Origin of the sequence: Chryseobacterium sp. CH25 (assembly GCF_004119455.1) — a bacterium.
Classification (GTDB): domain Bacteria; phylum Bacteroidota; class Bacteroidia; order Flavobacteriales; family Weeksellaceae; genus Chryseobacterium.
In genome coordinates this window covers 174,997-188,713 of the sequence record NZ_NRQT01000002.1, presented here as the reverse complement: position 1 = coordinate 188,713, position 13,717 = coordinate 174,997, and the positions used below count along the sequence as shown (strand labels likewise).

The following is a 13,717-nucleotide window of genomic DNA, read 5'->3' as shown; positions in this document are numbered from 1 at the left end:
AATGAATGGAGTTACAGAAATACTTTTCTAAATTCCTTCTCAAAAAAAGAAAAAGACAATTAACGGAAAGAGATTATTTTCTCAGTACCGAGCTTAAAAGAGTTCTGGGTACAGAGGTACAAAATATTGCTCTTTACCGAGAAGCTTTTTCTTTGAAAAATTCTTCTAAAAATCAAGACAGCAACTACGAAAGACTTGAATTTTTGGGAGATTCTGTTTTGGGTACAATTATTTCTTGTCATTTGTTCCAGATCTATCCTCAGGCTAATGAAGGATATCTGACACAAATGAAATCTAAGATTGTTAATAGGAAAAACCTTAATAAACTAGGAGAAGACCTTAAGCTTACAGATCTTCTGCAAAAGCAGAATAATTCTTCGGCTCTAGGTGAGAATATCTCCGGTAATTTATTTGAGGCTTTAATCGGTGCCATTTATCTTGACTTTCATTATGAATCTTGTAGAAAGATCATTCTGGAAAAACTTCTGACGCCTTCCGAAATTAACAAGCTTGAGAATAAAATTGTCAGCTACAAAGGTCTCCTGCTCGAATGGAGCCAGAAGAAGAAGGTAAATATAAAGTACGAAACCTGCGAGGAAATACAGGCTAATAAAGCAATCATGTTCCGTTGCCATGTATGGCTGGGAAATGAAAAGATTGCCAATGCTACAGAAACCTCCAAGAAAAAGGCTGAAGAAAAGGCAGCACAGAGGGCTTTTTATATTTTAAATAAAAAAGAAAATATACTTGGAAATTCAAAAACTTTATGATCTTGATGATATAGAATTTGAAGATATTGCCATAGGATTGGTAAGATTAGCAAAAGATATACCCGCTCATGAGTTTTTCTATACAATAAACAAGCTTAACAATCTCAGTTTTTCAAGAAAAAAAGACCTGGTCTTTCACGGAGATTATTATGATTATTTTTTTCCAAGATTTGAAGCTTATCACAAGTTTTCCAAGACCTGTTTCACCTTTATTTCTAATAAATCTTCCGAAAGTAAACAAAAAAAAGTTCAAACCGAGCTCTTTACAGAAGAAGAAAACATTAAATTTTTATTAAATAATCAGGTAGATGTGGAATATATTCTGCATAGTTCGGAACAGTTTCCTGATTTTTCCGTAATTTTGCTCCCTGAAAATCTTGTGTTTCCAATTCAAGATTATACACTGAGTTCTGAAGAGGAACTATATCAAATTATCCAGTATTATGAATAAGTATTTAAAGAAGACAAAAATTATCGCAACACTAGGGCCTGCTTCGTCATCGAAGGAGGTAATGTTAGATCTAATGAAGGCAGGTGTTGATATTTTCAGAATAAATTTTTCCCATGCAGATTACGACTTAGTTCGAAAAAATATTGAAATAATTAGAGAACTAAACAGCGAGTACGGGTATTCAGTGGGTATTTTAGGAGACCTTCAAGGCCCTAAACTAAGAGTAGGAGTCGTAAAAGAAGGATCATACCTGAATCCTGGTGACATTCTTACCTTCACCAATGAAAAGATGGAGGGAGATTCTACTAAGGTATACATGACTTACCAACAGTTTCCACAAGACGTAAAAGTTGGGGAAAGAATCCTTATTGACGATGGTAAATTAGTATTGGAAGTTACTGAAACCAACGAAGTGGATACTGTAAAGGCTAAAACAATCCAAGGAGGGCCTCTTAGCTCTAAAAAAGGTGTTAACCTTCCTAATACACAAGTATCTCTTCCTGCGTTAACAGAAAAAGATGTTCAGGATGCTAATTTCATGATGGACATGGAAGTAGACTGGATTGCTCTTTCTTTCGTTCGTCATGCACAGGATATTATTGACCTGAAAGAATTAATTGCAAAACATCCAAACGGTAAATTCAAGACTCCAATTATCGCGAAGATTGAAAAACCTGAAGGGGTTAAAAATATTGAGGAAATTTTATTGGAATGTGATGGACTAATGGTTGCTCGTGGTGACCTAGGTGTAGAAGTTCCAATGGAAGAAGTTCCTGCTATTCAGAAAAATCTGGTAGAGAAAGCAAGATTCTACTCTAAGCCGGTAATTATCGCTACTCAAATGATGGAAACGATGATTAACAGCTTAACACCAACAAGAGCGGAAGTAAATGACGTTGCTAACTCTGTATTGGATGGTGCTGATGCTGTAATGCTTTCAGGAGAAACTTCTGTAGGTAGATATCCGGTACAGGTAGTAGAAAACATGGCTAAAATTGTGAAAAACATTGAAACCACTCACTTCTACCAACACAAGAATGAACCTATTGAAAAGGACTATAACTGTATCGATGAGAGATTCATTACGAACAGGGTATGTCTTGCAGCGGTAAGAATTGCAAAAACAACTAATGTTTCTGCGATTGTTACATTAACTCATTCCGGTTATACAGCTTTCCAGCTTGCAGCGCACAGACCAAACTCTCACATCATTGTATACAGTGGTAACAGAAGAGTAATTACAATGCTGAACCTTCTTTGGGGTGTTCACGCTTACTATTACGATATGAAGAAGTCTACTGATGAAACAATTATCCAGGTCAATATGTTAACGCATAACTACGGTTATATTGAAACTGGCGACTTCGTAATCAACATCAACGCTACCCCGTCGTATGAAGGTGGTAAGACTAATACGTTGAGATTAACGACAGTATAAGCAATAAGCAATAAGCAATAAGCAATAAGCAATAAGCAAAATTACTTTTTGTCAAAGCATACAAAAACTCCCGGAAATTGATTTCCGGGAGTTTTTATTTTTATAATGATTGACTCAGTATATTTTATAGTTTGTCATTGACTTTATCGAATCTTCGATTTCTGAACGAAATGTAGTGGAGTAAAGAATCTCTGAGATTCCTCGGAATGACATTTATACAGATTTAGCTATGTCTTAGTTCCCTACAATAGTCTTCGCTGTTACAAACTCTTTTAAAGCATGTAAAGAAAGCTCTGTTCCATATCCTGAAGCCTTGGATCCACCAAATGGGAAACGAGGGTCAGAACTGGTCATTCTGTTGATATTAACGGTTCCTGATTCAAGATTCTCTATAAAGAATAACTGACGGTCTTTATTTTGAGTCCAAACTGAGTTTGAAAGTCCGAAAGGAATATCATTAGCAATTTGTAATGCTTCATCAGCATCTTTTGCAATCATTACCATTCCAAGAGGGCCAAAAAGTTCTTCTTTTAGAATTGGATTTCCTTCTTTAACTCTGATTAAACCAGGTTTGAATTCAGTTTCTGAAACTCTTTCTAAAGGAAGGATAATTTCAGCTCCATTCTCTAATGCTCTGTTGAACTGAGCTTCTAACTCATCAGCTAAGTCTGGTCTTGCCATTCCTGCTAATTTCGTTTCTTTATTGAAAGGATCTCCGATTTCGTATTTTTTATATTCTTCGATGAAGATTGGTAAAAACTGGTCCTCAATTTTTTCATCAAGAATAAATCTTTTAGCTGCCGTACACGTTTGTCCACAGTTTTGAAGTCTTGATTTTGCCCCTGCTTTTGCTGCAGCTTCAAGATCTCCATCTTCAAAAATGATAAATGCATCACTTCCGCCTAATTCAAGTAAAGATTTTTTGATATTTAAACCAGCAATAGAAGCAACTTCTCCTCCTGCTTTTCCACTTCCTGTAAGGCTTACTCCTTTTACAGCATCATGCTCAAGGATTTCTTTTACAGCTTTGTGCCCTACTTCAAGATTCTGGAACACTCCTTCCGGAAAACCTGCTTCCAACAGAACTTCTTCAATGGCATTTCCACTTCCGAAACAAATTGAAGCATGTTTTAAAACCACTGTATTACCTGCCAATATTGCAGGGACAGCAAACCTCAACACCTGCCAGAAAGGAAAATTCCAGGGCATTACTCCTAAGATTACTCCTTTTGGAGCATAATGAACTTCAGAATAAGCGAATTCGGATTCTATTTTTTCAGGTTTTAAAATATTTTCAGCATCAGCATAATAATTCATCATTAAAGCACATTTCTCTACCTCAGCAATGGATTCCGAAATGGGTTTATTCATTTCCGTAGTAATGATCCTTCCAAATTTCTCTGAATTATTTTTTAATATTTCTGCGGCTTTTGCGATTAACTTCTGCTTTTCTTCAAACGGCACTTTTCGCCACACTGAAAACACATGATCTGCTTTAATAAGCTTGTTTTCAATTAATTGTTCCATAATATAATTTCTGTTTTAAATTCAGCTAATGAATTTATGAGCGCTTTTGTTTTAAAAGCACGGTAAGGTCAGCAAATTCTATTCCTTAAGGGTCAATAAAAGAATGATTTTCTCTATCGGAAGAATATAGCTTTATCTTAAATCATTAGCCATTCATTCACAAGACAGGCTGCTAGTCTTGCCGTTCTGTCCTGAATATCGAACGACGGATTAACTTCTGCCACGTCCAGTGCAACCAGTTTTTTGTTTTTTAAGATATGCCTGTAAAAATGCATAAAGGTTGCATCTGCAAAGATACCATTATATGCTGAAGCTGAAACCCCCGGAGCGATAGATGCATTAAAAACATCCATACAAATGGTAAGATATACATAATCTACACTCTCCAGCAAGTCATCAATACGCTGATAGACGGAAGGAAGGTTTTCAAAAAATAATTCATCTGCAAGGATATACTTCATTCCATATTGATGGGCTGTATCAAAAAGCTTTAAAGTATTGGAGTTCCTCTGAATCCCGATGTGAAGAGAATTAATGGGACCTTCCTGAGCAATCTGCCAGAATCCTGTTCCTGAACTTGGTCCCACTCCTTTTTCCGGCTGTCTGTTATCAAAATGAGCATCAATATTGATGATTCCGATTTTCTGCTCCGGAAAGGCTGTCTTGATTCCTAAATAATGAGCATAGGTCACTTCATGTCCACCACCTAAAACAAGTGATTTACCACCTTTTAAAAGAACTTTTGAAACATTTTTGGCCAGATTATTCTGAGTATTCTCCAGATTACCGTCTTCGCAAGTAATGTTTCCAAAATCCAGCATAGCAAAGTTGGGAAGATTAACCGGAAAATTAGACATATTCTTCCTGATCACGTTGGGTGCATCTTTTGCTCCCTGACGGCCTTTATTCCTCCTGACTCCTTCATCCACAGCAAAACCGTGTAAGGCAAAATCGTTCGGTAAAATATTGTCGTAATTCTGTTCTTCCTTTACTCTCTGAAATAGTCTGTGGAAAAGAAGCTCTTCCCCATCTAATCTACCCTGCCAAATATTTTGAAGCATCATCCTTTAAAATTCAATTTTAGTCACATCATTCTATTCAGTAAAGCTAATTAATATTGTTTAGATAAAAAAACTCCTTTTACACATTCTACAAAGAATTCACTGTAAGATAAATAGCTTCCGTTTTAGTCTTTATTCTCATTGGCATTGCTGCTGATGAACATTTCATTTCGTTCTTCTGAAATAATTTCCAAAAAGCGTTCGTAATGTTTCAGAACATCGGAAATTAATTCATTTTTGGTGAAATACTGCACATCATAGCCTTCTCTTCCATCTCCAAAATAAGATCTGGGATAATGGGTTTTATTATCATCCAGGTCTGGAAGATTGTCTTCATTGATAATATGTTCTGAAACTGTTTTTATTTTATTCTCAACTCCGTAAACAAAATTATTAACGACTCCCTGATGAATTTCTATTTCTACTCTTACCGGATTTTCATGGTGATTAATCTTAGCTTCAATTCCGTTAGCAGCAAATTCCTGCTGCAGATCAGTAAAAGCTTCTTTTGCTTTCACTTTAATAAAACGGTCTACAGAAGCGTTATCTTTAAAAGAAACGATATTTTTTAAACGTTCTTTCCAAAATTCACCGGACCATGGCACTGTAGACACTGAAAAATTTCTGTCGTAATATTTTTGATCAATTGCCAAGCCTTTCATCAAACTTACAATAAACAGAATCACTACAATGGAAAACGGCAATGCTGTAATTAAGGTCATGCTTTGAAGGGCTTTCAATCCACCAACATTGAGCAACAGAAGGGAAAGAACAGCCAATAAAACACCCCAGAATACAATTTGCCATTTAGGAGATTTACTGGCATTTTTAGTCGCAATACTGTTCATTACAAATATCCCTGAATCTGCTGACGTCACAAAAAAGATAAGAATGATCAAAATAACAAAGAGTCCTGTAAATTGAGATAAGGGTAAATAATCCAGGAAACGGAACATGAGCGCATCCGGATCTGAAGCAAACTGGCTTAGCTGTCCATTGGCAATATTTAAATCAAACCAAATGGCGCTGTTTCCAAATACAGACATCCAGATGAAGTTAAATAATGTAGGAAGTATTAAAACTGCCAGGATAAATTCCCTTATGGTTCTCCCCTTTGAAATTCTGGCAATAAATAGACCTACGTAAGGCGACCATGAAATCCACCATGCCCAATACAGAATTGTCCAGTCATAAAACCATGGCAAAGCATTTTTCTCATAGACATGGGTATTGAAAGTAAGGTTGAAAAAATTATTGATATAATTTCCAAGTCCTTCTGTAAAGCTTCCAATCAAATAAACCGTTGGGCCCAATATCAATACAAAAAGTAAAAGCCCAATCACACTGATAACATTAATATTACTTAAGATTTTCACTCCTTTTCCTACTCCGGAAATGGCTGATATAACTGAAAGTGAAACCAAGCTAACTACAATAATGATCTGATACGTAAAACTATTTTCCGGAGTAATGTGAAGGATATTCAGTCCGGAACTAATCTGTACAACTCCAAAACCTAGTGTTGTTGTGATTCCGAAGAATGTACAGCATAATGCAAAAACGTCAATAGCATTTCCCCATCTACCATTGATTTTATTTTTCAGCAATGGATAAAAACAGCTTCTTAATGAAAGTGGCAGCCTGTAACGGTAGGCAAAATAAGATAAAGAAAGTCCCACTACTCCATAAATTGCCCACGCATGAATTCCCCAATGGAAAAATGTGTAGAGCTGCGCCTGTTTAGCCCTACTTACATAATGATTATCTGCAAAAACTTCTGAAGAATAATGCTGCATAGGTTCTGCTACACTGAAATAGATCAATCCGATTCCCATTCCTGCTGCAAAGAGCATAGAAATCCAGGAAAAGAAGGAATACTCCGGTTTACTGTCATTAGCTCCCAGTTTTATGTTGGCATATTTACTGAACAACAGATATACCAGGAAAATAACGAACAAAGTTACAGACCATACATATACCCAGTTTAAATTCACAAATATGAATTGTTTAATCTCATTCAGGATATTTTCAGTAGGTTTTGGATACACTGCTGAGAGAAAACAGGTACCTATAATAAATATCAAACTCGGAATAGTGACCCCTTTGTTAAAAGTAGATCTAACATTTTGAAAATTCATCTTTTATATTTTCGTTTATAGTATTGACAAGTCTTCCTGGTATGGGATATAGCTGTAAAAAAAGTACTGAGAAAAAAGAAAATATCCAGGTTTCCGGAATCTCCGGTGCACTTAAGAACTATAGAAAAATGCGTTATTGATCTAAAAATCAACGCTAATTGCAGCGCAATATAAGAAAACTTATAGAGAATATGAAAAATATGAGGGACTTTATGATTTTGATTATCATCTATTCAACTTCATTTATTGGAAATATTTTACTTCAAAAAATGGTTAAGTTTCCCGCAGATTTCACGGATGACACAAATGATTGAAAACATTAAATGTGATGATTTTAAAACGCAAAGTTTTTTAGCTTCTGGGTTTATGATTTTAGGGAGCAAAGATGGAATCAATGAAATTGATTCTTTCTAAACGGATGAATATTAATAATTAATAAAAATGTGGATAAGTTTATTCTTATCCACATTTTCTATTTTTAAACGGCGTTATTATAATATTTAAAATACTGCCAGTATTTATCTTTAAAGATTCTGAATGAAATCTTGTATTTGGGGTTACTGTCTTTTATCTCTTTAAAAACTTTAGATATTTCTCTGAAATCTTTTCCTGCAAAATAACATTCTTTAGCATTATCTGCTGTTTCACGCCCTATGTACAGGTATTCTTTTTCTTTCAGATCTTCAATAACCTTATCTTCTATATCGCCTAATTTTTCAAAATCTTCTTTTTCAGGAAGTCCATCATTGTTTTCTCCGTTATAATGGAATTTCAATACTGAAATCCATGGATAGGAAGCTTTAGCATCATAACTCAACAAAGGAAGATTCATACAGGCGATAAGAGGTCTTTCATTGTTCAGAGTAGCTCTGAGAATAGAAAACTTTTCTTCTATATCAGCTCTCTTTATGCTTTTATACTTTTCTGTAAATTCTCTTTCTCTCCAGGAGAGGAAATCTTTCAGCTTTTCAATGGGAACAAGTTCTTTTTGGGCCTGATCTTTTCCCACTACAGCAAATGTATCAATCTGCGTAGCAAAATTCAATTCTCCTAAAAAGTTATCCAAAAATATACAGACTCCTGTTGTGATGGCATCTTTGTTTTCAGCATTACCATCGTATACAAAAACAAGATCAATTTCATCTGGATATTCTTCCTGTTCATTGGAATAGAAAAAAATATTCTCTTTTGTAAAGTGGTAATCTCCCATTGTGACATTTACTTTTTCTATATCCTGAGCAGGTTTTAAAGCAGTAAATTTCCAATGATCCAATTGGGGAGCAGCCTCTATAAGCTCTTCAATAAAGACAACATTTCTGATCTCTCCGTCTGCTGTAAGAATTAATTCTGCAGTAGAATCATCTCTCATCCCGGTAAGAAAATAATAACCTTCATTGATCTGGCTAAGTTTAAGGGCAATGCTATCAAAAAAATCTTTTTCAATCGCTTGCTGATCTCTTTGTTCAACAATGGTATAGAAATCTTTTTCTTTGGTTAAAAACCAATCCCAAAACCCTTTATAATCTAGCTTTTCTTCCATTTTGATTAGGCTTTTATATTTTAGTCAACCTGTTTCCCATTAATATAAACATGTTCAGCCTTCAGACTTCCCTGATTGTAAAGAACATTCTGGAAATTATTGGTTTTGAAAGTCACAAAATCTGCTTTCTTCCCTGTTTCAAGCTTTCCTCTATCTTCAAGATTAAGAGCATAAGCTGCACGATAGGTCATTCCTGCCAATACTTCAACGGTTGTCAGTTTCTGAAAGGTAGCTAAAATTGAAGCCTGAGTAATAAGATTCCCCATAGGAGCCGATCCCGGATTCCAGTCACTAGCAATGGCTACAATAGCTCCTGCATCTAATAATTTTCTTGCCGGTGTAAATTTTTCACCTAATCCTAAGCTTGCTCCCGGAAGTGCAGTTGCTACTGTATCAGACTGTGCAAGGAAATCTATATCTTCATCAATGGTTGCTTCCAAGTGATCTGCAGATTTGGCTCCCACTTCTACTGCAATTCTTGAACTTCCCGGTGTAAACTGGTCTGCATGAACGGTTATTTCAAAACCTAAATCTTTAGTTTTAAGTAAAAATTCTTTACTTTCTTCAGGCTGAAAGGCTGATTTCTCAATAAATATATCTACACGATTCGCCAGGTTCTCTTCTCTTACTTTTGGAAGAATTTCGGTAAGGATATAATTCAGATATTCAGAATTGCTTCCTTCAAAATCTCTTGGTTTTAAATGAGCAGAAAGACAGGTAGGAACTAATGTTGCATTTGTTGACTCCTGAGCTTTTTTGATTATACGAAGCATTTTCAGTTCGTTTTCCACATCTAATCCGTAACCACTCTTTACTTCAATGGTTGTAATTCCCAACTCAACAAGGAAATTGATTCTTTCCAACAATGTTTTCAGTAATTCTTCTTCTGAAGCATTTCTTGTATGTTGCACAGAACTCCAGATCCCACCTCCATTTTCAGCAATTTCCAGGTAGGTCTTTCCTGCGTTACGCATTGCAAAATCATTAGCACGGTTTCCTCCGAAGCAGATATGGGTATGTGAATCTACAAAAGCTGGAAGAGCCACCTGTTCTCCTTCAATAGATTCTATTTCTATAGTTGAATTTTCATTTTTTAACGTTTCAAAATGACCAATTCTCTGAATGGTATTATTTTCAACGATGATTCCTCCATCAACAATGATTTCTAATTGTTCATCAGTAAGTTTTCCTCTTAATGGAAGATTGGCAAGTGTAACAACCTGCTTAAATGGGCCTATTAATTTCATTTATTTAGGTTAAAGGTTAGAAAATGATTGATCTCTATCCGCAATTCTAATACAACAAACTGCATGTTTAAAATGAAATCAATCACATTTTAATTTTCATCTCAAAAATACTTAAAATATATCAATTTCGCTCTTCATCTCATTCTAATCCTTGACCATCATCTTAATCTCAGTTTCTAACTCACCTTTTCTCAATCTTCATTTCAATCTTAGCCTAAATTTGCTATCTTTGAGGTAAATGAAATGAATTAATGCCAGATTTTTTACATCCAGATAAGGAAAACTACTCTCGGGAGGAGCTAATGCAGGAAGAACAAATTCGCCCCCAAAGCTTTAAGGATTTTGCGGGACAGAGAAAGACGCTGGAAAATCTTGAGGTTTTTGTGACGGCTGCCAAGAGACGTGGCGGAGCACTTGATCATGTCCTTTTGCATGGACCACCAGGTTTGGGAAAAACAACATTAGCCAATATTATAGCCAATGAACTTGGAGTAAACTGTAAGATTACTTCCGGCCCTGTATTGGATAAACCGGGAAGTTTAGCAGGGTTGCTTACCAATCTGGAAGAAAATGATGTTCTTTTCATTGATGAGATTCACCGTCTTTCTCCGGTTGTGGAAGAATATTTGTATTCCGCAATGGAGGATTATAAGATTGATATCATGCTGGAAACAGGTCCTAATGCAAGAAGCGTACAAATTGGACTTAATCCTTTTACGCTGGTAGGAGCTACAACCAGAAGCGGAATGCTTACGAAACCTATGCTTGCCAGATTCGGTATTCAAAGCAGACTGGAGTACTACTCTATTGAACTTTTATCAACCATTATTCAGAGGAGTGCGAGAGTTTTGGGCGTAGCCATTTATGAAGATGCTGCTATTGAAATTGCCAGACGAAGCCGTGGAACTCCTAGAATTGCCAATGCATTATTGAGAAGGGTACGTGACTTTGCTGAGATTAAAGGAAATGGTGAAATTGAGATCAAGATTACCAAGTATGCCTTAGATTCTCTAAACGTTGATGAGTTTGGATTGGATGAAATGGATAATAAGATCATGCGCGTCATGATTGAAAACTTTAAGGGAAAACCTGTCGGAATTTCTGCTTTGGCTACTTCTATTGGAGAAAATCCGGAGACCTTGGAAGAAGTATATGAACCGTTTCTGATTCAGGAAGGGTTTATCATCAGAACTCCTAGAGGTAGAGAGGTTACTGATAAGGCTTACCAGCATTTAAATATTTCAAGACCTAGAAATCCGGGAGAGCTTTTTTAGGGTAAAGTTTTAGTAAAAAAAGAGTTTCTAATTTATGTTTGTTCCTAAATTGTACAGAAGTGAAGATATGGAGGTAATGAGGGAGATTATCAAAGAAAATTCCTTTGCATTACTCATTTCTTCAGTGGATAAAATTCGTGCTACCCATTCTATGATGATGCTGAATGAAAGTGATCCGGAAAATCCTTATATTGAAACTCATATTTCCAGAGCTAATCCACAAGCAAAGACCTTGAAGGATGGGGATGAAGTATTATGTGACTTTTTAGGTGCTCATACTTATATATCCAGCAGCTGGTATGACCACATCAATGTTTCCACATGGAACTATGAAGCGGTACAGATCTATGGAAAAGCGGTATTAATGAGCCATGATGAACTTTATGCACACCTGGATAAGTTAACCACAACATATGAAAAGTTTCAGCAATGCCCTATGATGGTAAAAGATATGGGACAGGAATTTGTGGAAAAGGAAATGAAAGGAGCCTTTGGGATTAAAGTTATTCCAACGGAAATATTTATCAAACAAAAACTTTCTCAGAACAGGAAGGAAAACGATTTTAACAATATCATTTCCCATCTGGAGCAATCTGATGAAGATGCCCGGAAAATTGCTGAGAAAATGAAATTAATAAAGAAATAAATCAAAATATATATGAAGTTATATCCAATACAATGTGGAAAATTTAAACTGGACGGCGGTGCTATGTTTGGTGTCGTCCCAAAGAGTCTGTGGGAAAAAACCAACCCAGCAGACGAAAAAAACTTAATTGAACTGGGAACCCGCTCCCTGCTTATAGAGGATGGAAAAAAGCTGATCCTTGTAGACTGCGGTCTGGGCAACAAACAGGATGATAAATTCTTCGGGCACTATTCGCTTTGGGGAGATGATACGTTAGATAAAAATTTAAAAAAATATGGTTTTGTAAAGGAAGATATCACCGATGTATTTCTTACTCACCTTCACTTTGACCACTGTGGTGGTGCTATAGAATGGAATGATGATAAAACAGGATACAGACCTGCTTTTAAAAATGCACAATTCTGGACGAATGAAAATCATTGGCAATGGGCAACTGAGCCCAATGCAAGAGAAAAAGCAAGCTTTCTGAAAGAAAACATCATGCCTATGCAGGAAAGCGGACAGCTGAACTTTTTACCACTTCCTACTACAGGAAATTACGGTTTTGCTCCGGATCTGAAAATGGATGTCATCTTTGTAGACGGACATACGGAAAAACAAATGCTTCCTGTTATTCAGTATCAGGAAAAAACAGTTGTTTTTGCTGCGGACCTTATTCCTACAGCAGGCCACATCAATCAGGTATATGTGATGGGATATGACACAAGACCTCTCTTAACACTGGAAGAAAAAGGAAAATTCCTTAAACAGTGTGTAGATAACGAATATTTATTATTCTTTGAACATGATGCTCACAATGAGCTGGCAAGTCTAAAAATGACTGAAAAAGGAGTAAGACTTGACGAGACGTTCAGTTTTAACGATGTTTTTGGGTATTAATATTTAATTATGGAGGAATTACATTCAGAGGGCCAACAGGCCGAGCCACCCGCACCCAAGATCATTGGGTTAACCGGGGGAATTGGTTCAGGAAAAACTACAGTTGCTAAATTTATAGAAGAATTTGGTTTTCCGGTTTATTATTCTGATGACCGGGCGAAGGATATTGTTAATGACAGTGAGGAACTGAAAATTAAGATCAAAGAACTTCTGGGCGAAGAGTCTTATGATGAAAATGGCCTATATGACAGAAAGTTTGTAGCAGGTAAGGTTTTCAATAATAAAGATCTTCTTCAGGAGTTAAATGAGATCATTCATCCTGCTGTACGTATTGATTTTGAACAATGGGTAAAACAGCAGACCAAGTATCTTGTTTTTAAAGAAACTGCATTATTATTTGAATTAAGACTTAACAGACAATGTTATAAGTCGCTTTTGGTAACCGCAGAGGACAATATCCGGATCAAAAGGGTAATGGACAGAGATAACAAAACCTATCGTGAGGTAGAGGCTGTTATGGAAAAACAAATGCCTGAAAAGGATAAAATCAAAATGGCAGACTGTATCATTTATAATAATACAAATCTGGAAGAATTAAAAGAACAGACTGAAAAAGTCATCTTTGCTATCGAATAAGAACTGTTAGAATTTTCGCTAACTTTTAAATACAAAGCCCTCATTTCTGAGGGCTTTTTTATATATCATTCCTTAATAGAATCTCATTTGTACAAGCACTTCTGTTATCA

General features: G+C 35.9%; 12 protein-coding genes. 7 read left to right on the top strand and 5 right to left on the bottom strand.

Annotation, left to right across the window (positions count from 1 at the left end; all coding sequences use genetic code 11):
• Positions 1-5: 5 nt before the first annotated feature.
• The 3 genes from rnc to pyk are packed head-to-tail and all read left to right on the top strand — an operon-like array spanning position 6 to position 2,659.
• Positions 6-770: a ribonuclease III gene (gene rnc / locus BOQ64_RS06230; RefSeq protein WP_129054278.1), complete on the top strand. Its 765-nt coding sequence runs from the start codon at positions 6-8 to the stop codon at positions 768-770.
• Entirely contained in the window at positions 748-1,221 is a 474-nt protein-coding gene (locus BOQ64_RS06225) for an IPExxxVDY family protein (protein WP_129054276.1), read from the top strand. The genes rnc and BOQ64_RS06225 overlap by 23 nt, the downstream gene beginning before the upstream one ends.
• Positions 1,214-2,659 carry a pyruvate kinase gene (pyk, locus tag BOQ64_RS06220; RefSeq protein WP_129054274.1) on the top strand — a complete coding sequence of 482 codons (1,446 nt, stop codon included), beginning with the start codon at positions 1,214-1,216 and terminating at the stop codon, positions 2,657-2,659. The genes BOQ64_RS06225 and pyk overlap by 8 nt, the downstream gene beginning before the upstream one ends.
• A gap of 234 nt (positions 2,660-2,893) precedes the next feature.
• On the opposite strand, the gene BOQ64_RS06215 is transcribed toward pyk, so the two are convergent.
• From BOQ64_RS06215 to hutI, 5 genes are all read right to left on the bottom strand, one after another.
• The gene (locus BOQ64_RS06215) at positions 2,894-4,186 is read right to left on the bottom strand and encodes an aldehyde dehydrogenase family protein (RefSeq protein ID WP_129054272.1); all 1,293 of its coding nucleotides are present in this window, start codon (positions 4,184-4,186) and stop codon (positions 2,894-2,896) included.
• Between the two features lie 137 nt (positions 4,187-4,323).
• Positions 4,324-5,250, bottom strand: a complete 927-nt coding sequence (gene hutG / locus BOQ64_RS06210; protein WP_228448236.1) for a formimidoylglutamase — start codon at positions 5,248-5,250, stop codon at positions 4,324-4,326.
• Between the two features lie 122 nt (positions 5,251-5,372).
• On the bottom strand, positions 5,373-7,385 hold the full coding sequence (locus tag BOQ64_RS06205) for a BCCT family transporter (protein ID WP_129054270.1): 2,013 nt from the start codon (positions 7,383-7,385) through the stop codon (positions 5,373-5,375).
• 478 nt (positions 7,386-7,863) lie between these two features.
• Complete coding sequence (locus tag BOQ64_RS06200) at positions 7,864-8,925, bottom strand: DUF695 domain-containing protein (protein WP_129054268.1); 1,062 nt, start codon at positions 8,923-8,925, stop codon at positions 7,864-7,866.
• 20 nt (positions 8,926-8,945) lie between these two features.
• Positions 8,946-10,172, bottom strand: a complete 1,227-nt coding sequence (gene hutI / locus BOQ64_RS06195) for an imidazolonepropionase (protein ID WP_129054266.1) — start codon at positions 10,170-10,172, stop codon at positions 8,946-8,948.
• Positions 10,173-10,423: 251 nt separating this feature from the next.
• On the opposite strand from hutI, the gene ruvB reads away from it, so the two are divergent.
• The 4 genes from ruvB to coaE are packed head-to-tail and all read left to right on the top strand — an operon-like array spanning position 10,424 to position 13,607.
• A complete protein-coding gene (gene ruvB, locus BOQ64_RS06190) occupies positions 10,424-11,446 on the top strand; it encodes a Holliday junction branch migration DNA helicase RuvB (protein WP_129054264.1) in 1,023 nt (340 codons plus the stop codon).
• Positions 11,447-11,480: 34 nt separating this feature from the next.
• Positions 11,481-12,092: an FMN-binding negative transcriptional regulator gene (locus BOQ64_RS06185; RefSeq protein ID WP_129054262.1), complete on the top strand. Its 612-nt coding sequence runs from the start codon at positions 11,481-11,483 to the stop codon at positions 12,090-12,092.
• Between the two features lie 12 nt (positions 12,093-12,104).
• Positions 12,105-12,971 carry an MBL fold metallo-hydrolase gene (locus BOQ64_RS06180; RefSeq protein WP_089738103.1) on the top strand — a complete coding sequence of 289 codons (867 nt, stop codon included), beginning with the start codon at positions 12,105-12,107 and terminating at the stop codon, positions 12,969-12,971.
• A gap of 9 nt (positions 12,972-12,980) precedes the next feature.
• Positions 12,981-13,607 (top strand): dephospho-CoA kinase, encoded by a 627-nt coding sequence (coaE, locus tag BOQ64_RS06175; RefSeq protein ID WP_129054260.1) that lies wholly within the window; start codon positions 12,981-12,983, stop codon positions 13,605-13,607.
• The last annotated feature ends 110 nt before the right edge of the window (positions 13,608-13,717 follow it).